The organism is Nonomuraea maritima (assembly GCF_900100395.1).
Classification (GTDB): Bacteria; Actinomycetota; Actinomycetes; order Streptosporangiales; family Streptosporangiaceae; genus Nonomuraea; species Nonomuraea maritima.
This window is the reverse complement of record NZ_FNFB01000031.1, coordinates 50,012-73,695: the sequence shown is the minus strand read 5'-3', so window position 1 is coordinate 73,695 and position 23,684 is coordinate 50,012. Positions and strand designations below refer to the sequence as shown.

The window sequence follows — 23,684 nt, the reverse complement described above, 5'->3', positions numbered from 1 at the left end:
TGAGGGTCGCTCAGGTCCCGGGCGTGAGCCGGGCTGCCACGCCGATGCGGTTCCAGGCGTTGATCATCGCGAGTGCCACGAGCAGCAGGCTGAGCTGCCGTTCGCTGTAGTGCTCGGCCGCCTGCTCCCACACGGCGTCCGGCACGGCCTCGCGGTCGGCCAGCCTCGTCGCCTCCTCCGTCAGGGCCAGCGCCGCCCGCTCGGCCGGGGTGAAGACCGTGGCCTCACGCCAGGTGACCACCGACCAGAGCCGCTCGTCGCTCTCTCCCGCCTTCTTCATGTCGCGGCTGTGCATGTCGACGCAGTAACCGCAGCCGTTGATCTGGCTGGCGCGCAGCTTGACGAGTTCGAGCGTGCTGGTCGGCAACTCGCTCCCGCGCAGCAGTTTCTCCACCGCGAGGAAGTGGTGGTACACCTCGGGCACGTGCTGGGCGATGTTGATGCGCTGGGTCATCTCAAACCTCCGTGATGGGCTGTCGTACGGAGGACAGATCAAGTGGCTCGTTCGTGACAGGTCAGTGCGAAAAGCGGCCGGATCTCCGTCCGCGGCCCTTCAGCCGGGCGCGACAGCGGCCGGGCAGGCCGTACCGGACCCCCTACGGCCGGGCAGGCCGTACCGGACCCCCTACCCTCGATCGGGGCCGTACCCCACACGACGAGAAGAGGCGGAGGCCCAGACGGATGCCGTTGATCGTGATCAGCGCGGCGTGGGCCGTGTTCTGGGGAGCGTGGTCGGTGCTGCTGCCCGCGGTCAAGGTCGCGACGGGACTGTCCGCGGCCGACCTGGGCGCGGCGCTGAGCGCCGTACCCATCGGGGCCGTGCCGGCGATGGCGCTCGCCGGACGCTTCGCCCGCGGGCGCGAACGCGCCGCGCTGGCACTGGCCACAGTCCTGTTCGCGGTCAGCGTGGCGGGGGTCGGCCGCGCGACCACCGGTGGGCAACTCGCCGCGGCCCTGCTGCTGGTCGGCGCCACGAGCGGCGCTCTCGACGTGACGCTCAACCTCGCGACAGGACGCGCCGAGCGCGAGAGCGGCCGCCGCCTCTTCCAGGCCGTGCATGCCGCGTTCCCGCTCGTGGTCATCGTGACGGCCCCGCTCACCGGCCTCGCCCGCTCGTACGGGTTCGGCGCCGACACGGTGCTCGTGCTCATCGCCCTCGTCATCGGGGCCGCCGCCCTGACCCTGGTGGCGCTGCCGCTGGGCAGCGGCCTGCCCGATCGGGCGAAAACGCTGCCCGTACGGCGGCTGTGGGGCGCGGCGGCCGTGCTCGGCGCGCTGGCGGCCTGTGTCCTGGTGATCGAGAACTCGGTCGAGCAGTGGTCGGTGCTGCTCCTGGAGGAGCACCGCGACGCCACGCCCGTGGTGGCGAGCGCCGCGCCGGCCGCGTACATGGCGGCGCTGACGGTCGCCCGGATGGTCGCGCAGGCGCTGCCCCGGCTCCGCCTGCGTCCGCTGTACCTGGTGGCGGGGGCCGGGGGAGGGGCGGGCATCGCCCTGGCGGGGCTCGGCGGCAGCGTGCCGGTGTCGGTGGCCGGGTTCGCGCTCACCGGGCTGGCGCTCGGCCCGCTGGTGCCCGCCCTGCTCGCGCACGCCGCCGCCGACGACGCCGGTGGCACGCTCGTGTGGGGCATCTCCACGATCTCGTACGCGGGCTTCGTGGCCAGCCCCCTGCTGGTGGCGGGGTTGAGCGGCTGGCTCGGCCTCCCCGTGGCCCTGGCGGCTCTCGGGCTGCTCGGCCTGCCGCTCATCGCCCGATTTATCGCCGAACGCGGATAAAGGACGGAATATAAGCACCTATTGAGGAAATGGGACCATCAAACGGGGTATCCCGACCGCGGATCGTCGGTGAAGGGGACCATCATGGCTGTTTGCGAAACCTGCGGCAACGAGTACGACATGGCGTTCGAGGTGCACGCACAGGGAGCGGTGCACACGTTCGACTGCTTCCAGTGCGCGATCGAGGGCATGGCGCCCATCTGCGAGCACTGCGGCACCAAGGTGATCGGGCACGGCGTGCAGTCGGGCGAGCACTGGTTCTGCTGCGCCCACTGCGCCCGGGCCGAAGGCACCGAGGGCCTGGTCGACCGCGTCAAGGCCGGAGCCTCGGCCTGACAGTCGGGCACGGCGGACCCTGCGCCCGCCGTGCCCGATCAGGTCAGCGCACGAACCCGATGTTCTCGTAGTCGAGGTCGTGGAAGCCGCGCGCGCCCACGTTCGCCAGGCTCTCCTTGACCGCGACGTTCTGCGGCCGCTGGTAGAGCGGGAGCACGTTCACCTCCTGCCAGATGAGCTTGTCGGCCTCGTTCGTCGCGACACGGGCCCGCTTCTGGTCGAGGCTCTGCGACGCCCGGCGCATGGCCGCGTCGATCTCCGCCGACCCGGTACGGCCGAAGTTCGCGTTCCACCGCCCGTCGGTGGCGTTGGCGTAGATGCCGTAACTGCTCGACACCGGGAACGGCGTCCCGATGTAGGCGAACGGCGTGATGTCGAAGTTGCCGGGGATGACGTACCGGGTGAAGAAGTCGTCGCTCGGCACGGACTTGATGGTGATCTTCACCCCGATCTGGGCGAGCATGCTCTGCGCCAGCTCACCCTCCGCCTTGCTCACCTGCACCCCCGAGGGCACCACGAGCCGCAGATCGAGCGGCTTGCCGTTCTTCATCCGGACCGAGCCGGACATCCGCCAGCCGGCCGCGTCCAGCAGCTGCTTGGCCTTCTCCGGGTTGTAGACGCCGAGGCTGCCCGCGTTGTCCTGGTAGCCCTCCTGCGTGTTCATGAAGAAGTGGTTGTTCAGCAGCGTGGTCGGCCAGTCGAGACCCTGCAGGTCGGACTCCGCGATGGCCTGGCGGTTGATGCCGAGCTGGATCGCCTGGCGGACGTTGCGGTCCTTCAGCAACTCGCTGGAGCCGTTGAAGGTGAAGTGCCGGAAGTCGGGCCCGGCCGCCTGCCGCACCTGCGCTCCAGGGGTGTTCCTGGCACGGGCGTAGTCGGGCGCGGACGGCCCCACGTCGATGATGTCCAGCTCGCCGTTGCTGAACGCGCCGATCAGTGAGTCCTGCTCGGAGGCCCGGTAGACGATCCGGTCGAGCTTGGCCCGCGCGCCCCACCACGCGTCGTCGCGCACCAGCGTGATGGTCTTGGCCGTCTGGTCGAAGCCGCCGAACTTGAACGGTCCCGCCGTCACCGGGATCTTGTTCAGCCACGCGTTGTTGAACGCCTGCGGGCTGTTGTTGGTGGAGGCCGGCATGAGCGGCCCGAACAGCGACTGCCAGTCGCCGAACGGCCGGGCGAACGTCACCACCACCTCATGGTCGTCCTTGCCCCTGGCCACCTTCTCGATGTCCTGGTAACCGGTGGAGGAGGCGATCCGGTAGGCGGGGTCGCGCCCGTTGAGCGCCCGCCACTGCGCCGCGTAGTCGGCCCACGTGATCGGCTTGCCGTCCGACCACTTCGCCCGCGGGTTCAGTGTGTACGTCACCACCTGCTTCGGCCGCCGATCGGTCACCTCGGCGGCCAGCACGTAGTCGGGGTCGACCGAGATCTGCGCCTTCTCGTCGGACACGAACGGCGCGGGCAGCAGCGCGTTGCTGACCGCCGCCGCGACCGCGAGGTTGCCGTCGACGTGGTTGCGGTTCCACTGCGCGGGGAACTCGTTGATGCCCCACCGCAGCGTCCCGCCGTCGCGGACGTTCTCGCGCGGCTGCGGGTTGATGTCGAAGGCCTTGAGCGTACGGTCGTCGCCCGTGCCGTCCATGCCCCCCGGCCCGCCTCCCCGCCCCTCACCGCAGCCGGTCAGCAGCAGCGCACCCGTCACCGCGACGGCCACGACACGACGTGATGCTTCCATCGAACGAACTCCTCCTGGTCGATCTAGACGACTTCGCGGCTCTTCGCGTAGTGGCAGGCCGCGCCATGGTCGTCGGCCACGGCCCGCACCTCGGGCTCGACGTCCACGCAGAGCACGCGTTCGTCAGGGGTGAGCTCGGCCCGGAACTTCGGGCACCTGGTACGGAAGCGGCAGCCCGACGGAGGGTCGGCCGGGCTCGGGAGATCGCCCTCGAGCAGGATCCGCTCGCGCGACCGTTCGCGCACGGGGTCGGGCACCGGGATCGCCGACAGCAGAGCCTGCGTGTACGGGTGCGCCGGAGCGTCGTAGACGGCGTCGACCCGGCCGATCTCGGCGATCCGGCCCAGGTACATCACGGCCACCCGGTCGGCGATGTGCCGCACCACGGCCAGGTCGTGCGCCACGAACAGGTAGGACAGCCCGAGCCTGGCCCTGAGCGAGCCGAGCAGGTTGAGCACGCCGGCCTGGATCGACACGTCGAGCGCGGAGACCGGCTCGTCCAGCACCAGCAGCCGCGGCTCCAGCGCGAGCGCCCTGGCGATGCCGATGCGCTGCCGCTGACCGCCCGAGAAGCTCTGCGGGTGACGGGCGGCGTGCGAGGGATGCAGGCCGACCAGGTCGAGCAACTCGGCCACCCGGCGGCCGGGCTCGCGCGTGCCGTGCGTACGCAGCGGCTCGGCCAGGATGTCGTACACCGTCATGCGCGGGTCGAGCGCGGCCAGCGGGTCCTGGAAGACCACCTGCATGTCGCGCCGGATCGCGGTGCGCCTGGCCCGGTCGAGCCGCGCGGCGTCGTGGCCGAGCACGACGATCGCGCCCTCCTGCGGCGCGGTCAGCTCGAGGATCTGCGTCAGCGTGGTGGTCTTGCCGCTCCCGGACTCGCCGACCAGGCCCAGCGTCTCGCCCTCGCGGACGTCGAAGCTGACCCCGGCCACCGCGTGCACCGTGCCCACCCGGCGCTTGAAGACCGCCCCCTTGACCAGCGGGTAGTCCTTGACCAGGCCGCTGACCTCCAGCACCGTCCGCTCGCTCCTGGGCGCCCGATCGGGGGCCGGCGGCTGCCGCGCGGGCTCGTGGGGGCGTACCTCCTCCCAGCGGATGCACGCGGCGTGGTGCCCGTCGCCGACCGGGAACAGCGGTGGCTCCTCGTCGTCGCAGGCGTCGATGCGCATCGGGCAGCGCGGCGCGAACGGGCACCCGGGGGGCAGCGCGGCGGGGGAGGGCGGGTTGCCCTCGATCGGCGTGAGCGGCCGCCCGCCGCTGTCGACCCGCGGCACCGAGCCGAGCAACCCCACCGTGTACGGCATCCGCATCCGGTAGTAGATGTCGTCGACCGCGCCCACCTCGACGGACCGGCCGGCGTACATGACCATCACCCGGTCGGCGAACCCGGCCACCACCCCGAGATCGTGCGTGATCATGATGATCGCGGCGCCGGTCCTGGCCTGCGCCAGCTTCAGCACGTCGAGCACCTGGGCCTGGATGGTGACGTCGAGCGCCGTCGTCGGCTCGTCACAGATGATCACGTCGGGGTCGTTGGCGATGGCCATCGCGATGACCACGCGCTGCCGCATGCCGCCCGAGAACTCGTGCGGGAACGCCAGCGCCCGCTCCGCCGGCCGGGGGATGCCGACGAGGTCGAGCAGTTCGACCGCCTTGACCTGTGCGGCCTCCTTGCTGACCCGCTGGTGCACGCGGACGGCCTCGGCGATCTGGTCGCCCACCCGGTAGACCGGGGTGAGCGCCGACAGCGGGTCCTGGAACACCATCGAGATGGACCTGCCGCGGAAGGAGTTGAGCGCCCGCTCGGGAGCGCCGATCAGCTCGGTGTCGTGCAGGCGTACGGAGCCGGTGACCTTCGCGCCCGGCGGCAGCAGACCCATGATCGCGGCGGAGGTGACCGACTTGCCCGAACCCGACTCGCCGACGATGCCGAGAACCTCGCCCCTGCGTACGGACCAGCTCACCCCCCGTACGGCGTGGACGTCGCCGAACGACACGGTGAGGTCGCTCACCTCGAGGACCGGCTTCACCGCCGCCGCCCCGACGACGGGTCGAACGCGTCACGCAGCGCGTCGCCGATGAGGTTCACCGCGAGCACGGTCACCACCAGCAGCCCCGCCACGAACCAGAAGGTCCACGGCGCGTAGACGGCCGTCTTGGAGCCGTCGGCGATGAGCGTCCCGAAGGACACGTCGGGCGGCTGGATGCCGAACCCGAAGTACGACAGCGAGGTCTCGGTGAGGATCGCGGTGCTGACGTTGAGCGTGGCGTCGACGATCAGCAGCGACGACAGGTTGGGGATCACGTGCCGGAAGATGATCCGCACCGGCGGCACGCCCATGTAGCGGGCGGCCTGGACGAACTCGCGCTGCTTCACCGAGATCGCCATCCCGCGCACGATCTTCGAGGTGACCATCCACAGGAACAGCGCCAGCATGACCACGAACAGCGCCCACTGCCCTGGCCCGAACACCGGCGACAGGATGGCCAGCACGAGGAACGCCGGCAGCACGAGCAGCAGGTCGGTCACCCAGCTCAGCGTCCGGTCGGTCCAGCCAAGGAAGTAACCCCCGAACGAGCCCACCACCGCCGCCAGCGCCGTGGAGATCAGCGCCGCGAGCAGCCCCACGACCAGCGACTTCTGCATGCCGCGCAGCGTGACCGCGAAGACGTCGGAGCCCGTTTGGAGCGTTCCGAACCAGTGGCGGGTCGAAGGCGGCTGCATGAACGCGGTGAAGTCCTTGTCGGTGTAGGACCACGGGCTGATGAGCGGCCCCGCGAAGGCCAGCAGGAACATCAGCGCGAGCACCGCGAAGCCGATGCGCCCCTGCGTCGAGGCGAAGAACCGGCGCGCGACCACGCGGGTGCGGGACGGCACCTTGGAGACGGCGCCGAACCCCTCGGCCAGCTGCTCCTCCGACAGCGTCATCAGGCCCGCACCCTCGGGTCGAGCGCCGCGTGCAGCAGGTCGGAGGCGAACGACGCGGCCAGCACGGCGACGGCGGCCAGCAAGGAGATCGCCGCGACGGTGTTGACGTCGTTGCTGAAGATCGAGTTGATCAGCTGTTCGCCCAGCCCGTGCCAGCCGAAGATCTTCTCGGTGAAGGTCGCCCCCGTCAGCAGCGCGCCGAACGTGAACGCGAAGTAGGTCACCACGGGGATCAGCGCCGTCCGCAGCGCGTGCCGGGTCAGGGCCCGCCGCCTGCTCAGCCCCTTGGCCCGCGCCGTACGGACGAAGTCGGCGTCGAGCACGTCGAGCATCATGTTGCGCTGGTAGCGGCTGAAGACGGCGATCAGCCCCACCGACAGCGAGATCGTCGGCAGGATCAGGTGCTGCAACCGGTCGACGAGATGGCCCAGGAACCCGGTGGTCAGGCCGTCGCTGTACTCGCCGCTGACCAGGAACACGTAGCGGCCGAACACGTTCTCGTTGGCCCAGGTGGCGACCAGGATGAGCACGTTGGCCAGCACCACCACAGGCACGGCCAGCACCAGGAACGACAGCCCGGTGGTGAGCCGGTCGAACCAGCCGTACTGGCGCACCGCCGCGAGCGCGCCCACGAGCACCCCGAGCAGGCTGCCGCAGATCAACCCCACGATGACCAGGCGGAAGGTGACGCCCATCCGCCTCTTGAGGTCTTCGTTGACCGGGGCGCCCGTGACCGTCTTGCCGAAGTCGCCGTGCAGCACGCCGCCCGCCCATGTCGCGTAGCGCTGCAGCAGCGGTGTCTTGTCGTTGAGGTTGAGCGCGGTCAGCTGGGCGTCGACCACGGCCGGCGGCGGTTTGGGAGTGCGGTCGGCGTAGTTGGATCGGGGGTCGAGCGCCGTGGCGGCCAGCAGGTAGGCGAGGCTGGCGGCGACGCTCACGAGCACGGCGTAGCTGAGCAGCCTGCGGGCCAGGAACCCCGCCATCGCCCCCCCTCTCGACGCGCACCACATGTAGCCATATTGCTACACCATGTTACGGACGCGTCGCAGGCGACCTGCCAAAGAAGGTCAACGACCGGAGAGCTCGTCGACCGCGGTGCGCACGTCGTCGCTGGTGATCGTGGTGAGGTCGGCCGCGCTGGCGGTGCCGCCGCGCCCGGTGTGGGCGGCCAGGCGCACGTCGCGGCGCATGGCCGCGCGCTCGAAGAGCGACCGGGCGAAGCGGCCGTTGCCGAGCCCGTCGATCAGCCGCTGCGCGCACACGTACGCGAAGACCTCGTCGAGGCGGCTCAGCGCGTCGTCGTCGAACTTGTCGCCCGACTTCTCGGCCTGCAGCACCGCGATCTCGCGCAGCTCGCCCGGCGAGTAGCTGGGGAAGGCCACCCGCTGGTTGAACCGGCTGGCCAGGCCGGGGTTGGTGGACAGGAAGGCGTCCATCTCGCGCTCGTAGCCGGCCAGCACGACGACGAGCCGGTCGCGGTCGTCCTCGGCCCGCTTGAGCAGGGTCTGCACGGCCTCCGCGCCGAACGCGTCGCCGCCCTGGTAGCCGGGGTTGACCAGGCTGTAGGCCTCGTCGATGAAGAGCACGCCGCCGAGCGCCCGGTCGACGAGCTCGTTGGTCTTGATCGCGGTCGAGCCCAGGTGCTGGCCGACCAGGTCGGCCCGGTGGGCCTCGACGACGTCGGGCCGGGCGAGCAGCCCGAGCGCGGCGAAGACCCGGCCGAGGACGCGCGCCACCGTCGTCTTGCCGGTGCCGGGCGGGCCGACGAACACGAAGTGGCGCATCTGCGGCGGCGCGGGCAGCCCGCGCTCCTGCCGCATGCGGGCGACCTGCAGCTGCGCGGCGATCGCGTGCACCTGGCGCTTGACCGGCTCGAGCCCTGCCATGCGGTCGAGGTCGGCGAGCGCGTCCTCCAGCGTGGGGGTGGCGACGTAGCCGCGGAAGCGGGCGGTCAGCTCCTCGAACGCCTTGGTGACGTCGGGCGTCGTGGTGGTCACCAGGTCGTGGGTGCTCGGCGTGCCGCCCGCGCCCACCACGCGCACGTCGCGGGCCTGCGCGGCGGCCTCGACCAGGCTGCGGGCGAAGCGGGCGTTGCCCAGCTCGTCGACCAGGCCGCGCCGGTGCACGTCGTCGTAGAGGCCGAGCAGCGCCCGCCGGGTGCCGGCGGCCATCGTGTCGCCCCTGCGCCGCTGCAGCAGCTCGGTGACCTCGACCAGCTCGGCGGGGGAGTAGCCGGGGAAGCGCACCCGCGTCGCGAACCGGCTGGCGAGGCCCGGGTTGCTGGACAGGAAGGAGCTCATCTCCTGCTCGTAGCCGGCCAGGATGATGATCAGCCGGTCGCGGTCGTCCTCGGCCCGCTTGAGCAGCGTCTGGACGGCCTCGGCGCCGAAGCGGTCGGGCTGGCCGTCGGAGGAGTTGATCAGGCTGTAGGCCTCGTCGACGAACAGCACGCCGCCGAGCGCCCGGTCGACGACCTCGTTCGTCTTGATGGCGGTCGCGCCGAGGAACTCGCCGACCAGGTCGGCCCGCTGCACCTCGACCACGTACGGCGTGTCGAGCAGGCCGAACGCGTAGAAGATCTTCGCGAGGGTGCGGGCCACGGTGGTCTTGCCGGTGCCGGGCGGGCCGGTGAAGACGAAGTGACGGGTGGGCCGTCCTGCGGTGTAGCCGGCCTCGGCGCGCAGCCGGGACGCCTCGATGGAGGCGGCGATCGAACGCACCTGCTCTTTGACCGGCGCGAGCCCGATCATGCTCTCGAGCTCGGCGAGGGCCTCCTCGACGGAGATCTGCGGCGGCGGGCCCGACCGATCGGCCGGCGCCTCCGGCCGGCCTTCGCGGACGCGTACGCGCAGCTGCCGCTCCTCGGCGGCGGTGACCTCCGCGCGGGCCCGGCGGGCGAGCACGAAGCGGTGGACGAGCACGGCGGCCGCCGCCGCGCAGGCCCCCCAGAACGCCGTGCCGGCGGAGAGAGGGGAGAGCGCGGCGCCGAGCACGGCCGCGGGCAGCAGCGCGAGCAGCGTCGTCGTCCAAGGGGTGACCCAGCGGATGAGGTGGGCGGCGGCGGCCACCGGCAGCGCCAGCGCCACCATGAGGTGCAGCCAGCCCGAGCCCGCGGGGAAGAGCGCCGAGAAGAGCGGCAGCGCCACCACGACCCAGCCCACGACCACCAGCGCGGTGGCGGCGGCGCGCGGGAAGCGCATGGTCAGCGCGACGAAGGCGAGCAGCAGCAGGACGAGGGGGAAGGTCTGCAGAAGGTCCCAGCCGAGCGCCGCGCCCGCGCCCATGGCGGCCACGAGGGCCACCGCGTAGAGCACCCGGCGCACGGCGGGAGGAATCTCGAAGTACCGCAGCCGAACCTTCTCGAACAGATCCCGCGCCGCGACCCGTCCCGCCGCCTGGGCCCTGTCGGACTCACGCATCACGCCTCCCCGGTCCGCCCCCGGTTATACCGCACCGGACCGACGATTGGGCGGACCTGACACGCTAGGTGGCGGTCACGAAACGGGCGATCTCGCGGCCGAGTTCGGCGCCCGCGTCCTCCTGCAGGAAGTGGCCCGCGCCTTCGATGACGGGATGTCGCAGGCCGGCCGCCCCGGCCATCGACCGGCGCAGCACGGGAGCCATGCCCCCGGTGATCGGGTCGCTGTCGGAGAACGCCACCAGGAACGGCCGGTCGAGCGTGGTGAGGACCTGCCAGGCAGCGCGGTTGGCGGGCGCGGCCGGGTCGTCGGGAGTGATGGGCACCAGACCGGGCATCGCCCGCGGGCCCGCTTTGTACGACTCGTCCGGGAACGGTGCGTCGTACGCCGCCCGAACCTGCGGCGTCAGCTCGGTGCGGCAGCCCGCCTGCACCAGCCGGCCGACGTCGAGCACGGGGGCCTTGGCGACGGCGTCCCTGAACCGGTGCCAGACGTCCGGCAGGGGATTGTCACCCGAGGGCAACCCCGTGTTGGCGGCCACGATCCGCGCGATCCGCTTCGGGTGCTCGGCGGCGACGCGCAGCCCGATGAGGCCGCCCCAGTCCTGGCCGACGACGGTGACGCGGTCGAGGCCGAGCGCGTCGAACAGCAGCGCGCGGGTCCACTCGACGTGGCGGGCGTAGCTGTGGTCGGCCGGGTCCGCGGGTTTGTCGGAGCGTCCGAACCCGACCAGGTCGGGCGCGACGGCGCGCAGCCCTGCCGCGGCCAGTTCGCGCATCACGTGGCGGTAGAGGAACGACCAGCTGGGTTCGCCGTGCAGCAGCACGACCGGCTCGCCGTCGGCGGGGCCGGCCTCGACGTACGCCATGCGGGGGCCGCCGGGCAGCTCGGCGTAACGGGGTTCGTAGGGGAAGTCGGGCAGGTCTTGGAAGCACGCGTCGGGGGTGCGCAGGAAACGCATGAACCGATTGTTCTCATCCGGGACGCTGATGTCGACCGGGGAATTCGCCGACGCGTACCTGTTTGGGGGTGACGCGCAGAACCCCGGCGTCGGCCAGCGCGACGCCGGACACCTCGGCCCACAGCCGCAGCCGGGGCGGGTCACCGGCGAACACCGCCACGCGGGGGTCCGCCTCGACGGCGTCCCAGGCCTCGGCCCCGGCGATCAGGCGCAGTTCGCCCGACGACGTCACGGAGGCCACCGCTCCCACGGCGCGCGGCCCCAGCGGACCGCCGTACGACAGGACGACGCCGCGGGCGGCCGAGAAGGCGCGGCGCACCTCGGCGTCCAGGGCCACGGAAGGCTCGCCGCCCACGGGCAGGTCGCACATGAGCAGGGACGACCGCCAGGGCCCCGGGCCGCCGCGCCACCACGCGCGCGCCGCCCGTACCACGAAGACGGGCACCACCAGGGCGAGCGCGCCGAACCCTGCCCGCCATGCCCACGCCGACCCGAGGAGCCCGCCCGCCGCGCAGGCGGGCGCGGCGAGCACCACCAGCACGGTCGCGGCCCGCAGCGGCACGTCCCCGCGGTGCCGGGCGCGCAGGTAGCCGCGCACCATCGGGTACGGCACCGCCACCACCGCCACGGCCGCCCGCGGGTCGACCACCAGGGCCCCTGCCGCCACCGCGACCAGCACCGACCAGGTCCTGCCGAGCACCATCCAGAGCATCACGCCCGCGTTGCGCCGCGCCGCCCGCGCCGCCGCGCCCTCCGCCTCGGGCGCGAGCGCTGAGAGCGCTGCCAGCGCCCGCAGCGGGCGTCCGCGCCACACCTCGGCCGGCGTCCGTACGGCCGCGAGCGCCGGCCAGCTCAGCACGGCGATCCCCGCGAGCCCCGCGCCGACGGGATCGTCCGGCTCCGCGCCGAGCAGCAGCCAGGCGGTGTACGCGGCCACCGCGACCGCCGCCGAGGCCACCCCCGCGCCGAGCCAGGGATCCCGCCGGAACATCGCCGGCACGTACGACAGGACCTCGACCCGGCGCGCGTGCCTGACCGTGAGCGGGACCAGCACCACGAGCACGGCGAGGCCGCCGAGCCTGGCCTCGGCCCCGACGCCGAGCAGGAGCGCGCACGTCCCGACCGCCAGCGTGGCCACGGCGACCAGCAGGCGCGCCTGGCGCGACCAGACCTCCAGCGCCCGTCTGGCCCTGCCGGTCTCGCGCGGGTCGATCGGCCAGGCAGGGTCGTGGTGCGGGCGCGGACGTTCCCAGCGCAGCAGGGCCAGGCCGAGATTGACGCGCGCCTGCGGATGGCCGGGGTCGCGGGCGAGCGCGGCCCGGTAGCGGCGGGCCGCGCCGCGGTGGTCGCCGCGCAGCAGCGCGAGGTCGCCCAGCAGGACCTCGGGGCCGGCCAGTTCGGGTGCGAAGCGCCGGGCGAGCTCGCCGTGGCCCTCGGCGTCGGCCCAGCGGCCCGGCGTCCGGCGCAGCGCCGCGGCGAGGCGCAACCGGGCCGGCCACGAGCCGGGGGCGAGGCGCACGGCCCGCTCGGCGAAGGGCAGGGCGTCGGCGTCGCGGCCGAGCCGCTCGTGGACGAGGCTGAGGAGCCGCTGCGGCCATTCGGCGCCTGGATCGAGGCCGGCCGCCCGGCGCGCGGCCTCCAGCGCCGGCTCGAGGCGTCCGGCGTTCAGCCTGGTCAGGGCCTCTTCACACCATTCGCGTGAGGACCGGTCGGAGGGGTCGTCGTCGGTGCTGCTCGCGTCGGTCCGCACGCGTCCATGATCGGTTCGCCGGGAAATCCTGAACAGGTCACGACATATGGCTGTATCTCGCTAGAGATGTTCGGAGACCCCGCGGCGGTGGGGATTCTGCCTGCCCGGGCCGTACGAGTGACCCGGCATCGCCCCTCGCAAGGGCCCGCCGTAGGTATAGGCTGCCACGCAGGCCGGGCGCCGGAGCCGCTGGCAGGGGCTCCGCAGGGAGCGACCGCCGAGCAGGGCTTCGCCGACGACCACGCGAGAGCGGGCCCTGTTATCCGGTTCGGGCCCGCAAGGAGGGTCATGACCGTCACCCAGTCCGCACCCCCCGTACGGACTGCAGAGCCGGAGCGGCACGATCAACGCTGGTCCGTCCTCGTCGTGCTCTGCCTCAGCCTGCTGCTGATCACGGTCGACTCGACAGTCCTGCACATCGCCGTCCCCGCACTGACCGCCGCGCTCGAACCGTCCGCGGTCCAGCTGCTGTGGATCATCGACGTCTACTCCCTGGTGGTCGCGCCGCTGCTGGTCATGTTCGGCACGCTCGGCGACAGGCACGGCCGCAAACGGCTCGTCCTGTACGGCTACGTGATCTTCGGTGTGGCCTCGGCCGTGGCCGCGTTCGCGCCTACCCCGCTCGTGCTGATCCTCGCGCGGGCGCTGCTCGGCGTGGGCGGCGCCATCATCATGCCGGCCACGCTGTCGCTCATCCGCCAGGTGTTCACCGACCGGCGCGAGCGCGCCGTGGCGCTCGGCGTCTGGAGCGCGGTGGCCGCCGCCGGCGCGGCCGTCGGGCCGCTCGTCGGCGGCCTGCTCGTCAACCTGTGGTGGGGGGCCGTCTTCCTCGTCAACGTGCCCATCCTGCTCGTCCTGCTGCCCGCCGCCGTACGGCTGCTGCCCGAGTCGAGGGCGCGCAAGGACCGCCCGTGGGACGCGCCCAGCGCCGTCCTTTCGGTCGCCGGGGTCCTCGCGCTGGCGTTCGGGCTCAAGGAGGCAGGGTCGGGCAGCCTCATGCCGCTGTGGGCGGCCGCACTGACGTTCCTGTCGGGTGCCGCGCTGCTGGTCGCCTTTGTACGCCGCCAGACCCGCCTGCGGTCGCCCTTCCTCGACCTCGCCCTGTTCGCCCGGCGCGAGTTCACGGTCGGCGTCATGGGCGTGCTGCTCGGCGTGTTCGCTCTGGTGGGCCTGCAGCTCATGCTCGCCCAGTACCTCCAGCTCGTCCTCGGCGACAGCCCGCTCAGGGCGGCGCTGCGGATGCTGCCCCTGGTCGTCTCCGCCGTGCTGGGCGGGCTCGCCGCGGCCCACATCCTGCCGCGCATCGGCATGCGGGCCACCATGAGCGGCGGTCTCGCGCTCGTCGCGCTGGCCCTGACCCCGACCCTGACCTGGGGCGTCGAGAACCACTCGGTGATGCTGGCGGTCTGCTTCGTCGGCATCGGGTTCGGCGTGCAGGTCGCGCTGCTGGCCGCCTCCGACACGATCATGTCGTCGGTGCCGGAGTCGCGGGCGGGCGGTGCCGCCGCCATCGAGGAGACGGCGTACGAGCTCGGCGCCGGGCTCGGCGTGGCCGCCCTCGGCACGATCACCGCGCTCGCGTACGCGCCCGGGGTGCCCGCCGTGCCCGGGGTGCCCGCCGGCGGCATGGACCAGGCCCGGCAGTCGCTGGCCTCCGCCGCGCACGTCGCGGCCGAGATCGGCGGGGCCACCGGGGGCGCGCTGCTCGACGCCGCCCGGTGGGCGTTCGTCAACGCCCTGCACACGACCGTGGTCGTGAGCGTCGTCCTGCTCGGCCTGACCGCCGCAGCGGTGGCCGTGCTGAGCCGTGATTGACCGAGCCATGATTGAGGTGTGCCATGACCCCCACAGGGCAGACATCTGTCGTGAAACAGGCCCTTCGTGACGTCGCAGCGTTAGTCGCCCGCCTCGGCGTGGGCGGCATCTTCTTCGCCAACGGCTGGGCCAAGCTGGAGGACGGACTCAAGATCACCGGGGCGCGGTTCCTCGAACAGGGGGCGCCCGCGCCCGGCGCCTGGGCCACGGTCACCATGCTCGCCGAGCTCATCGGCGGCGCGCTGCTCATCGCCGGCCTGGCGGTCTCGGTCACCGGCCTGGTCCTGTTCGCCGAGGCGCTCGCGGTCTTCCTGGTGGCCCCGCCGCTCAACCCCATCAGCCTCAACGAACTGATCCTGCTCGCCGCGGCGTCCCTGCTGCTCGCCGTGGTGGGCGCGGGACGCGTGTCGGTCGACCACATGGTGGTGATCCGGCGCAGGGAGACGCAGGCGGCCGACGAGTTCGCCGCCGACGCCGAGGCCGACCGGGTCATCTCCGCGCTCAAGGACCCCGACGCTCCTGCGGAGAAGAAGGACCCCGACACGCCTCCTCCGCAGAAGCCGAGGCCCCAGGCGGCGGGGGAGGACACCGCGCCGCACCCGCGCCCGCCCACCGCGGAGCTCGAGCGCGCCGATGAGCCGCCCCTCGCGGAAGGCGACACGCTGGTGGCCGGCCGCAAGAAGCCGCGCGGCCGCCGCACCCCGGCGGAGTGAAGGAACGCCGATGCGCCCCTTCACCCAGGTCGACGTGTTCGCCACGACGCCGTACGCCGGCAACCCGCTCGCCGTCGTCCTCGACGGCGAGGGCCTGGACACCGACGAGATGCTGCGCTTCGCCGCGTGGACGAACCTGTCCGAGACCACCTTCCTGCTGCCGCCGACGTCCGCCGCCGCCGACTACCGGGTCCGCATCTTCACCCCCGACGCCGAGCTGCCCTTCGCCGGACACCCCACCCTCGGCACCTGCCACGCCTGGCTGGAGGCCGGGGGCAGACCGCGCAGCGAAGGGGCGGTCGTGCAGGAGTGCGGCGCCGGGCTCGTCACCCTGCGGCGGACGGACGACGGCCTGGCCTTCCAGGCGCCGCCCCTGACACGCTCCGGCCCGGTGGAGGAGGAGCTCGTCCAGCGGATCGCCGCCGCGCTCGGCATCACCCGCGACGGCGTGCTGGACGCCGCGTGGGCCGACAACGGTCCCGGCTGGGTCGCCGTGCTGCTCCCCGACGCCGCGTCGGTGCTCGCGCTGCGGCCCGGCCTGGTGCCCGTCGACGTGGGCGTGGTGGGGCCGTACCCGGCTGGGTCGCCGTGCGACGTCGAGGTACGCGCGTTCTTCCCCCTTCGGGGCTCGACGGTGGAGGACCCGGTGACGGGGAGCCTGAACGCCGCGCTCGGCCAGTGGCTGATCGGCACAGGACGCGCGCCGCGCTCCTACGTCGCCTCGCAGGGCACCGCGCTCGGCCGCGCCGGACGGGTGCACGTGTCAGCCGACGACGACGGCGCCGTCTGGGTGGCCGGCTCCGTCGTCACGTGCGTCAGCGGCCAGGTCGCCCTGTGACCGTCAGTGGTGTGACCGCAGCGTGAAGCGCACCTCGTCGCCCGGCCGCAGCTGCGCGGCGACGGGGATGTCGGCGTCCCGCACCACCGCGATCACCGGGTAGCCGCCCGTCGGCGGATGGTCGGCGAGAAACACGATCGGCTGCCCGCTCGGCGGCACCTGCACCGCGCCCAGCACCATGCCCTCGCTCGGCAGCTCGCCCTGCCTGGCCCGTACCAGCTCGGGCCCGCGCAGCCGCACGCCGACGCGGTTGCTGTCCTGGGTGACGCGGTACGGCCGCGCGCACAGCGCGGCCGGCGCGCCAGGGACGAACCAGTCGTCGCGCGGCCCCGGCACCAGGCGCAGCACCGCCGGACGCGGCGGGGGAGGCGGCGCCAGGTCGGTCGCGATCTCCCCTTGGGGCGGCCCGACGGGCAGCAGCGTGCCCGCCCGCAGCGGTTCCGGCCCCAGCCCCGACAGCGAGTCGGTGGACCGGCTGCCGAGCACCGGCTCGACCGCGATGCCGCCGCGTACCGCCACATAGGTCCGCAGACCCCACGCCGGCGGCCCGAACCGCAGCTCGCCCCCCGCAGGCACCCAGAACGGCGCTCCCATGCCGGCCTCCGACGTGACGGGCGCGCCCGCGAGCGCCACCCAGGCCCCGTCGAGGAACCGCAGCCGCGCCGTCCCGTACGTCAGCTCGACGGCGGCCAGCCCCTCCGGGTTGCCGACGAGCCGGTTGGCCAGCCGCAGGCCGGGCGCGTCGGCCGCTCCCGAGCACGGCACCCCCAGGTGCGCGAGGCCCGGCCGGCCGAGGTCCTGCACGGTCGCGTACGGGCCTGGCGCCACCACCTCGATCATGCGCCGCTCACCCGCTCGAACCGCACGCGGACGCCAGGGAGGAGCAGCGCGGGCGGATCGGCCGTCACGTCCCACACCCGCGTGGACGTGCGCCCGAGCAGCCGCCACCCGCCCGGCGAGGCCGAGGGGTAGACCGCCGAGTACGGGCCGGCCACCGCCACCGACCCGGCGGGCACCGAGGTGCGCGGCGTCTCCAGCCGCGGCGTCCGCAGCACGGGGTCGAGCCCGGTGAGGTACGCGAACCCGGGCGCGAACCCGAGCCAGCCCACCGTGAGCTCGCGCCCGGTGTGACGGGAGATCACCTCGTCGACCGGGATGCCGGCCAGCCTCGCCACGGACTCGAGGTCGGCGCCGTCGTAGACCACGGGGATCGTCACCACCCGCCCCTCGCGCGCCGCCGGGCCGGCCCCTTCGCGTACGTCCTCCGCCAGGGACGCGAGCCGCGCGCGCAGCCGCTCCCGGTCGGCCCCCGGCGCGACCACGAGCACGGTCTCGGGCCCCGGCACGATCTCGACCACCCCGCCCGGCGGCGCGTCGCGGAGCGCGGCGTCCAGCCGGTGGGACATCTCCAGCGACCCGGTCTCCACGAGCAGCCCGTGCTCGCCGGCCGGCCGGATCACCCGAACGCCTGCAGGACCACCCCGGCCGCCAGCAGCGCGTCGCGGACGGCACGCGCCGACCGGACCGCCTCCGGGGTGTCGCCGTGGACGCACAGCGACCGCACCGGGACGGGCGCCGAACTCCCGTCGACCGCCGTCACGCACCCCCGCACGGCCAGGTCGAGGGCGCGGGCGGACACCGCCGCCGCGTCGTCGATCACCGAGTCGGGCATCGGGGAGCCCTCCGGGGTGCAGGCGCGGTCGGCGTACCCCTCGCTGACCGTCGGCACGCCCTCGGCCGCCGCCACCTTGTGCACGACAGAACCGGGCCGCGTGAGGACCGGAAGGGACGGGTCGTAGACGGCCACCGCGTCGACCACCGCCGTCGCCTGTGCCTCGTCGCGGCAGACGCGGGCGTGCAGCGCGCCGTGCGGCTTGACGTACGAGACCCGCCCGCCCATCGCCCTGGCGACGCCGTCGACGGCGGCCAGCTGGTAGAGCACGTCGGCGCACAGTTCCTCCGGCTCGACGTCCATCTCCCTGCACCCGAAGTGGGCCAGGTCGCGGTAGGACACCTTGGCCCCGATCGTCACCCCCCGGTCGACCGCCGCCGCGCACGTGCGCCTGATCGTCACCGGGTCGCCGGCGTGGAAGCCGCAGGCGACGTTGGCACTTGTGACGACGTCGAGGAGGGCGAGGTCGTCGCCCAGCCGCCAGATGCCGAAACCCGCGCCGAGATCCGCGTTCAGGTCGATCACCATGGCTCCATCATGACGAAGACGACCGTCCCGGCGTGGCGAGAACGGGCAGCTCGTCGAGCCGCAGTGGAACGTTCTTCAGATAGCGTCCGGAATGTCGGCGATGTCGTCGAGGGCAGAGGCGAGCTCGTCGGGGTCGCCGCCGATCCGCTCGGCGATCTCGATCAGCACGTGCAGGACGTCGTGACGGTCGTGGCCGAGATCGAGCAGGCGCTGCGCGGCCTCCCACAGCTGCGGCGGGTCGCCGTCCCACAGGCGGCCGGCGATCTCCTCGTGCCAGGCCAGGTGCTCCTGGTCGATCAGCCCCCCGTGGTCGACCTCCAGCAGCGTACGCCGGTCCGCCTCGTCGGCCGGGTTGAGCCGGTCGAGGTCGACGCCGTTGTGCGTGCCCTGCAGATAGGGGAACGCGAAGGCCCGCCTGGCCAGCGCCGACAGGTCGCCGTCCGGCAGCAGCCGCTCCAGCACCGGCCGGTCGATCCCGAACGACGCCGGATCGCGGTACGCCTCGGGGAACTTGCCCGTGGCCTCCCACACCGCGTCGAGCGTCGCCTTCAGCCCCTGCTCGGGCAGCCCCGTGCGGCGGGCCGCGAAGCGCACCCACGCCGACAGCACGTGCGGCATCGCCTCCTGCTCGGCCTCGCTCAGCATCACCTTGCGCGGCAGCCAGTCGAGCAGGAACGTCTCGCACTTGGTGGGGCTCACCCGCAGCGGCCGGTTGAAGTCGCGCTCGCACCCGTAGTCGATGATGTGGTCGGCGCAGCTCGACGCCGCCGACGGGTCGGACAGGTGCTCGGCCGCGTCGGAGGCGAGGAACTCCGCCGCCAGCATGGCCCGCCGCTCCTTGCTGTACGGGGCCTCGATGTGCAGCGGCGCCGGCCGCTTGCGCCCCGGCGGCAGCGCCTTGAGCCGCGCCCTGGCGAAGGCGTGGTAGGCGCTGTAGCTCTCGCTCACCGGCGGCGGCGTCTTGGGCTCTCGAGTGGCCTTCATCGCCGAATCGAGCAGGGCTCTGGCCTGCTCGGGCTGGATCTCCTCGAACAGCAGCATCGGGTTGCCGGCCGCCTCGGCCTCAGCCTGCTCCAGCAGCTTGTCGACCTGCGAGGACACCCACGCGTCGCGCGCCATGCCGTTCATGTTGTGGTCGACGACCATGACGAGCGCGTGGCGGTCGATCGGGCCCGCGCTGTCGGACGTGCGGTAGGCGAAGGTGCAGATGACGGTGTCCTGGTCGCCGTAGGCGTCGCGGGAGACGTAGCAGCCGGCCGGCTTGACCGCGCCGACCCGGTCGGCCCAGCCGGGACGGGCGACGCCCGACTCCATCATGGCCAGCGCCGCGCCCTCGGCCTTGGCGCCCTGGCGGGCCGTGCCGAGGTAGGCCAGACAGATCAGCAGCGTGAGTGACGCGGGGGTGCCCGCCTTGGCGGCGTAGTCGACGAGTCCTTCGCCGAGCACCTGCTCGACGTCGCCGCCCCTGACCCGCCGGCCCCACCAGGCTCCGATCATGTCGGAGACCATCAGCTCCGCGTCCAGCGGTGAGCGCACGGCCAGCAGCTCGCGGGCCGCCTGCACCATCTCCTTGAACACGTCGTCGGGCGGGGTGCTCTCCCGGGGATCTCGTCGGTGTCGGCGCACGCCCTCACTCTCTCGTATTCCAGGCGCGAACGCTGCGGAGAACACGGCCCGGTGACCCCGATGTTATCGGTCGGTCACGTTCCAGGCGGGCACGTGGCGCAGGCGCCCGGTCGACGTTACCGAAGACCCCTGGGCGGGGGCGCGGAGTTGACGATCGCCAGCAGATGCTCGCGGGCGATGCGTTCGACGATCTCGGGCGTCGCGGAGATGCCCAGATGCTGCGCGCACGCGCACGCGTCCGCTACGCAGCGTTCGATCGTGTCCACGGGTACGGTCAGGAACTCTTCGGCCAGCCTGAGACTGACCGGCTCCCGCAGGAACCGTGTGGCCAGAGCGAGCATAGGTCTCAGATTCCCTCTGAAGACCTGGGGGCAAACCCCCAGGAACGTCGACACGGCGACTTGCGCTCTCATTTCACCTTTTCTCGTGTATCTGTCAAGCCTCCGCGGAGGCTGTGTTTCCCTTCACCTGACGTACATCCATGCCAAGCTGTGTCCATGCGCATCCAGCTCGCCCAGCGGAGCGAGGCAGACGAGCTCCTCGGCCGCAGCCCGCTAGCCCTCCTCGTGGGCATGCTGCTCGACCAGCAGATCCCCATGGAGTGGGCGTTCACGGGGCCGTACACCATCTCGGAGCGGCTCGGGCACGACCTGTCCGCGGCCGAGATCGCCGCCTACGACCCCGACGCGTTCGCGGCCCTGCTCGCCGCCAAGCCGGCGGTGCACCGCTACCCCAAGTCCATGGCGGCCCGCGTCCAGCAGCTCGCGTCCTGTCTCGTCGAGCACTACGACGGCCGGCCCGAGGCGATCTGGGCCGATGTGCAAGACGGCCCTGAATTGTTGAAACGACTCATGGCCCTTCCGGGATACGGGAAGCAGAAGGCCCAGATTTTTCTGGCATTGCTGGGCAAGCAGTTGGGGGTCCAGCCGTCAGGCTGGCGGGAGGCGGCCGGACTCTACGGCGAGGAGGGGGCGTTCCGATCGGTCGCCGACGTGGTCGACGCCGACAGTCTGGTCCGCGTGCGAACGGCCAAACAGGAGGCCAAGCGCGCGGCCAAGGCGCCGTAGCCGGACAAAAAGTGCGACGGCGAACAGGCGCTGTAACCTGATCTTGCTGCGCAACGTGGAGCGACTTTGACAGGATGCGTAGACCCTAGAGGCGACCGGGCAGCGGCGGGGGCTTCCGTCCGCACATGCCCATCGCCGATGATGTACTGCAGGATCCGGTCGCCCGGAGCTGCGCTACGCCGATACACAGTTATGGAGATGTGCCGCGTGGGAGACCCTGGCACGCGACGGAGGTGCCGACCATGAGCGCCGAGACCTCCGTTCCCCGTCCCCGGGAGTCGGATGTGGACATCTCTGACTCCGCCCTCTTCAAGGGCATGCTGTCGGAGGCCGAGTTCGCCTTCGCCTTCTTCGACGCCGAAGGCCGCGTCCAGCGGGTCAACGACGTCTTCAGCGACGTCGTCAGCGTGCCCGCCGACCGCCTCGCCGGCAGCCTGCCCGCCGAGGTGCTGTCCGCCGACCTCAACCAGATCATCACGCACGCGGTCCAGGCCGTCATCGACAGTGACGCACCGGTCACCGAGGGCCGCGTCCGCGTGCGCTCCGGCCGGGGCGAGACGCGGCAGTGGTCGCTGTCGTTCTCGCCCGTCCACGACGACGAGGGCGAGCTGCGGGCGGTCGCGCTGATCGGCCTCGACGTGACCGAGAGCCGCCAGACCGAGGAGGCGCTGCGCCGCAGCGAGGAGCGCTACCGCTCGCTCGTCGAGGCGCAGTCGCAGCTGGTCTGGATCACCTCGCCCACCGGCGCCGTGATCGAGGACGCTCCCCAGTGGCGCGCCATCACCGGCCAGGGGCTGGAGGAATACCTGGCCAACGGCTGGCTCGACGTCGTCCACCCGGAAGAGCGCCAGCAGACCGAGGAGGCCTGGCGAGAGGCGCTGCGCGGGCGCACCATGTTCGAGTGGAACTACCGCGTGCGCACCCGCGCCAGCGGCTACCGCCACTTCGAGGTCCGCGCGGTGCCGATCATCCGGCACGGCAGGGTGGTCGAGTGGGTCGGCGCCAACACCGACGTCACCCCGCAGCGCGAGGCCGAGGAGATGCGCGGGCGTCTGACCGACCAGCTCGGCGCCGCCGCCCTGCGCACCGCCCGGCTGCAGGGCGCCACCGCGATGCTGGCCGAGGCCCTCACGGTCGAGCAGGTCGTCCAGGTCATCATCGACGTGGGCCGTACCGCGCTGGCCGCCGACCGCTCGGCGGTCGCGCTGCTCGACACCGACCGCGCCGCGCTCAAGCTGATCAACGGCGAGGGCATCATGGAGGCCTCTGGCGCGCGGGGCGACGAGATCCCGCTGTCGCAGTCCAACGTCATGACCATGGCGGTCAACAGCCGCCGGCCCGTGTTCGCCGAGTCGCCCGAGTCGCTGAAGGCCCAGCTGCTGGAGGCGGGCGGCGACGAAGAGGTGCTGGCCGGGCTGCTCGCCAACGGCGACGAGCGGGCCTGGGTCGGCCTGCCGCTGCTCGCCGCCGGCCGCGCGTTGGGAGCGCTCCGCTTCTCGTTCACCCGGCCGCAGAAGATCTCCCAGGAGGACGGCGTCTTCCTGGAGGCGCTGGCCGGCCAGTGCGCGCTGGCCGTCGAACGGGCCACGCTGTTCGAGCGCGAGCACCGCACCGCCGAGACGCTGCAGCGCAGCCTCCTGCCCGACCGCCTGCCGGTGGTCAAGGGCCTGGTGCTGGCCCAGCGCTTCCGCTCCGGCAGCCGCCACGTCCAGGTCGGCGGCGACTGGTACGACGCGTTCGTGCTGCAGGACGGGCGGGTCGCGGCGGTCGTCGGCGACGTCATGGGCAAGGGCGTCAAGGCCGCGGCCGGCATGGGGCGCATCCGCAACGCCATGCGGGCGCTCGCGCTGACCAACCCGCCGCCCGCGGCAGTGCTCACCGGGCTCGATCGCGTCTTCGAGGCGACCGAGGAGGAAGAGCAGGTCACGACGCTGGCGTACGTGGTCGTCGAGCCGGTCACCGGTGAGGGCACGCTGGCTCTCGCGGGGCATCCGCCACCCGTGCTGGTGTCACCTCAGGGCACCGCGATCCTGTGCGAGCCCGAGCCCGGCACGCCGCTCGGCTGGCCGACGAGCCGCCGGCAGTTCCGCTTCGTGGTGCCGCCAGGACACACCGCCGTGCTGTACTCCGACGGCCTCGTGGAGAACAGGAAGCGCGGATTGGACGCGGGTTTGGCAGAGCTTTGCAGTGTTGTGACCGAAGCCCCACCAGAGGTGGTGGGTAGCCCACATATGTTGCTGGACTTCCTGGTTGACCGGATGTTGTCTGGATATGAACAGGATGATGACGTTACTGCACTCGCAATACACGTCCCGCCAGCCACGAAGAGTGACTGAATGAAACAGTCATAACGGTTGCTTTCGGGTATCAGTGCCCCGCTTACGTACGCACTACTGTCTTGGTCGGCCTAGGGTGGAGGTCAACCGCCGGGAGGTGGCCGTATGGAGTGCGGGGTCGTGCCAGAATGCTGTGCAGGTCCGTCGCGGTCCGCACGGCCTCACCGATCTCTGAGAGAG

20 protein-coding genes are annotated in these 23,684 nt (G+C 72.5%); 7 read left to right on the top strand and 13 right to left on the bottom strand.

Features of this window, described 5'->3' with window-relative positions; all coding sequences use genetic code 11:
* Positions 1 to 10: 10 nt before the first annotated feature.
* A complete protein-coding gene (locus BLR04_RS33020; protein ID WP_090772723.1) occupies positions 11 to 454 on the bottom strand; it encodes a carboxymuconolactone decarboxylase family protein in 444 nt (147 codons plus the stop codon).
* Between the two features lie 227 nt (positions 455 to 681).
* On the opposite strand from BLR04_RS33020, the gene BLR04_RS33015 reads away from it, so the two are divergent.
* Together BLR04_RS33015 and BLR04_RS33010 are read left to right on the top strand one after the other, a co-directional pair.
* On the top strand, positions 682 to 1,776 hold the full coding sequence (locus BLR04_RS33015) for an MFS transporter (protein ID WP_090772721.1): 1,095 nt from the start codon (positions 682 to 684) through the stop codon (positions 1,774 to 1,776).
* An 84-nt stretch (positions 1,777 to 1,860) separates the two neighbouring features.
* Positions 1,861 to 2,112: a hypothetical protein gene (locus BLR04_RS33010; RefSeq protein WP_090772754.1), complete on the top strand. Its 252-nt coding sequence runs from the start codon at positions 1,861 to 1,863 to the stop codon at positions 2,110 to 2,112.
* A 43-nt stretch (positions 2,113 to 2,155) separates the two neighbouring features.
* On the opposite strand, the gene BLR04_RS33005 is transcribed toward BLR04_RS33010, so the two are convergent.
* The 7 genes from BLR04_RS33005 to BLR04_RS32975 form a co-directional block, all read right to left on the bottom strand.
* Positions 2,156 to 3,847 carry an ABC transporter family substrate-binding protein gene (locus tag BLR04_RS33005; protein WP_176903393.1) on the bottom strand — a complete coding sequence of 564 codons (1,692 nt, stop codon included), beginning with the start codon at positions 3,845 to 3,847 and terminating at the stop codon, positions 2,156 to 2,158.
* 23 nt (positions 3,848 to 3,870) lie between these two features.
* Complete coding sequence (locus tag BLR04_RS33000; RefSeq protein WP_090772719.1) at positions 3,871 to 5,880, bottom strand: dipeptide ABC transporter ATP-binding protein; 2,010 nt, start codon at positions 5,878 to 5,880, stop codon at positions 3,871 to 3,873.
* Positions 5,877 to 6,779, bottom strand: coding sequence for an ABC transporter permease (locus BLR04_RS32995; protein WP_090772717.1), 903 nt, complete (start codon positions 6,777 to 6,779; stop codon positions 5,877 to 5,879). Before BLR04_RS32995 ends, BLR04_RS33000 begins: the two co-directional genes overlap by 4 nt.
* Positions 6,779 to 7,762, bottom strand: coding sequence for an ABC transporter permease (locus BLR04_RS32990; protein ID WP_090772715.1), 984 nt, complete (start codon positions 7,760 to 7,762; stop codon positions 6,779 to 6,781). The genes BLR04_RS32995 and BLR04_RS32990 overlap by 1 nt, the downstream gene beginning before the upstream one ends.
* Before the next feature lie 84 nt (positions 7,763 to 7,846).
* On the bottom strand, positions 7,847 to 10,198 hold the full coding sequence (locus BLR04_RS32985) for an AAA family ATPase (RefSeq protein WP_090772713.1): 2,352 nt from the start codon (positions 10,196 to 10,198) through the stop codon (positions 7,847 to 7,849).
* Positions 10,199 to 10,262: 64 nt separating this feature from the next.
* Positions 10,263 to 11,159: a haloalkane dehalogenase gene (locus BLR04_RS32980; protein WP_090772711.1), complete on the bottom strand. Its 897-nt coding sequence runs from the start codon at positions 11,157 to 11,159 to the stop codon at positions 10,263 to 10,265.
* Between the two features lie 13 nt (positions 11,160 to 11,172).
* Positions 11,173 to 12,909 carry a tetratricopeptide repeat protein gene (locus BLR04_RS32975; protein ID WP_090772709.1) on the bottom strand — a complete coding sequence of 579 codons (1,737 nt, stop codon included), beginning with the start codon at positions 12,907 to 12,909 and terminating at the stop codon, positions 11,173 to 11,175.
* A 288-nt stretch (positions 12,910 to 13,197) separates the two neighbouring features.
* Here BLR04_RS32975 and BLR04_RS32970 point away from each other — a divergent pair, with 288 nt between their 5' ends.
* The 3 genes from BLR04_RS32970 to BLR04_RS32960 are packed head-to-tail and all read left to right on the top strand — an operon-like array spanning position 13,198 to position 16,275.
* A complete protein-coding gene (locus BLR04_RS32970) occupies positions 13,198 to 14,724 on the top strand; it encodes an MFS transporter (protein ID WP_090772707.1) in 1,527 nt (508 codons plus the stop codon).
* A gap of 50 nt (positions 14,725 to 14,774) precedes the next feature.
* Positions 14,775 to 15,437: a DoxX family protein gene (locus BLR04_RS32965; protein ID WP_176903392.1), complete on the top strand. Its 663-nt coding sequence runs from the start codon at positions 14,775 to 14,777 to the stop codon at positions 15,435 to 15,437.
* Between the two features lie 10 nt (positions 15,438 to 15,447).
* On the top strand, positions 15,448 to 16,275 hold the full coding sequence (locus BLR04_RS32960) for a PhzF family phenazine biosynthesis protein (RefSeq protein ID WP_090772702.1): 828 nt from the start codon (positions 15,448 to 15,450) through the stop codon (positions 16,273 to 16,275).
* Between the two features lie 3 nt (positions 16,276 to 16,278).
* Here the strand turns inward: BLR04_RS32960 and BLR04_RS32955 are convergent, their stop codons facing one another.
* The 5 genes from BLR04_RS32955 to BLR04_RS32935 form a co-directional block, all read right to left on the bottom strand.
* Positions 16,279 to 17,115, bottom strand: a complete 837-nt coding sequence (locus tag BLR04_RS32955) for a 5-oxoprolinase subunit C family protein (RefSeq protein ID WP_090772700.1) — start codon at positions 17,113 to 17,115, stop codon at positions 16,279 to 16,281.
* On the bottom strand, positions 17,112 to 17,735 hold the full coding sequence (locus tag BLR04_RS32950) for a 5-oxoprolinase subunit B family protein (RefSeq protein WP_090772698.1): 624 nt from the start codon (positions 17,733 to 17,735) through the stop codon (positions 17,112 to 17,114). Before BLR04_RS32950 ends, BLR04_RS32955 begins: the two co-directional genes overlap by 4 nt.
* Positions 17,732 to 18,475: a LamB/YcsF family protein gene (locus BLR04_RS32945; RefSeq protein WP_090772696.1), complete on the bottom strand. Its 744-nt coding sequence runs from the start codon at positions 18,473 to 18,475 to the stop codon at positions 17,732 to 17,734. The genes BLR04_RS32950 and BLR04_RS32945 overlap by 4 nt, the downstream gene beginning before the upstream one ends.
* A 75-nt stretch (positions 18,476 to 18,550) precedes the next feature.
* Positions 18,551 to 20,041 carry a hypothetical protein gene (locus tag BLR04_RS32940; RefSeq protein ID WP_245740808.1) on the bottom strand — a complete coding sequence of 497 codons (1,491 nt, stop codon included), beginning with the start codon at positions 20,039 to 20,041 and terminating at the stop codon, positions 18,551 to 18,553.
* A gap of 176 nt (positions 20,042 to 20,217) precedes the next feature.
* Positions 20,218 to 20,442: a hypothetical protein gene (locus tag BLR04_RS32935; protein WP_090772692.1), complete on the bottom strand. Its 225-nt coding sequence runs from the start codon at positions 20,440 to 20,442 to the stop codon at positions 20,218 to 20,220.
* Positions 20,443 to 20,598: 156 nt separating this feature from the next.
* Here BLR04_RS32935 and BLR04_RS32930 point away from each other — a divergent pair, with 156 nt between their 5' ends.
* Both BLR04_RS32930 and BLR04_RS32925 read left to right on the top strand, forming a co-directional pair.
* On the top strand, positions 20,599 to 21,168 hold the full coding sequence (locus BLR04_RS32930; RefSeq protein ID WP_218129257.1) for an HhH-GPD-type base excision DNA repair protein: 570 nt from the start codon (positions 20,599 to 20,601) through the stop codon (positions 21,166 to 21,168).
* Positions 21,169 to 21,410: 242 nt separating this feature from the next.
* On the top strand, positions 21,411 to 23,504 hold the full coding sequence (locus BLR04_RS32925) for a SpoIIE family protein phosphatase (RefSeq protein WP_090772688.1): 2,094 nt from the start codon (positions 21,411 to 21,413) through the stop codon (positions 23,502 to 23,504).
* Positions 23,505 to 23,684: the final 180 nt, after the last annotated feature.

What these genes read in the sequence shown, in the direction of transcription:
- BLR04_RS33020 (WP_090772723.1), bottom strand. Translation starts at nt 454, where the DNA reads ATGACCCAGCGCATCAACATCGCCCAGCACGTGCCCGAGGTGTACCAC.
- BLR04_RS33015 (WP_090772721.1), top strand. Translation starts at nt 682, where the DNA reads ATGCCGTTGATCGTGATCAGCGCGGCGTGGGCCGTGTTCTGGGGAGCG.
- BLR04_RS33010 (WP_090772754.1), top strand. Translation starts at nt 1,861, where the DNA reads ATGGCTGTTTGCGAAACCTGCGGCAACGAGTACGACATGGCGTTCGAG.
- BLR04_RS33005 (WP_176903393.1), bottom strand. Translation starts at nt 3,847, where the DNA reads ATGGAAGCATCACGTCGTGTCGTGGCCGTCGCGGTGACGGGTGCGCTG.
- BLR04_RS32995 (WP_090772717.1), bottom strand. Translation starts at nt 6,779, where the DNA reads ATGACGCTGTCGGAGGAGCAGCTGGCCGAGGGGTTCGGCGCCGTCTCC.
- BLR04_RS32990 (WP_090772715.1), bottom strand. Translation starts at nt 7,762, where the DNA reads ATGGCGGGGTTCCTGGCCCGCAGGCTGCTCAGCTACGCCGTGCTCGTG.
- BLR04_RS32985 (WP_090772713.1), bottom strand. Translation starts at nt 10,198, where the DNA reads ATGCGTGAGTCCGACAGGGCCCAGGCGGCGGGACGGGTCGCGGCGCGG.
- BLR04_RS32980 (WP_090772711.1), bottom strand. Translation starts at nt 11,159, where the DNA reads ATGCGTTTCCTGCGCACCCCCGACGCGTGCTTCCAAGACCTGCCCGAC.
- BLR04_RS32970 (WP_090772707.1), top strand. Translation starts at nt 13,198, where the DNA reads ATGACCGTCACCCAGTCCGCACCCCCCGTACGGACTGCAGAGCCGGAG.
- BLR04_RS32960 (WP_090772702.1), top strand. Translation starts at nt 15,448, where the DNA reads ATGCGCCCCTTCACCCAGGTCGACGTGTTCGCCACGACGCCGTACGCC.
- BLR04_RS32955 (WP_090772700.1), bottom strand. Translation starts at nt 17,115, where the DNA reads ATGATCGAGGTGGTGGCGCCAGGCCCGTACGCGACCGTGCAGGACCTC.
- BLR04_RS32945 (WP_090772696.1), bottom strand. Translation starts at nt 18,475, where the DNA reads ATGGTGATCGACCTGAACGCGGATCTCGGCGCGGGTTTCGGCATCTGG.
- BLR04_RS32940 (WP_245740808.1), bottom strand. Translation starts at nt 20,041, where the DNA reads ATGGTGCAGGCGGCCCGCGAGCTGCTGGCCGTGCGCTCACCGCTGGAC.
- BLR04_RS32935 (WP_090772692.1), bottom strand. Translation starts at nt 20,442, where the DNA reads ATGCTCGCTCTGGCCACACGGTTCCTGCGGGAGCCGGTCAGTCTCAGG.
- BLR04_RS32930 (WP_218129257.1), top strand. Translation starts at nt 20,599, where the DNA reads ATGCGCATCCAGCTCGCCCAGCGGAGCGAGGCAGACGAGCTCCTCGGC.
- BLR04_RS32925 (WP_090772688.1), top strand. Translation starts at nt 21,411, where the DNA reads ATGAGCGCCGAGACCTCCGTTCCCCGTCCCCGGGAGTCGGATGTGGAC.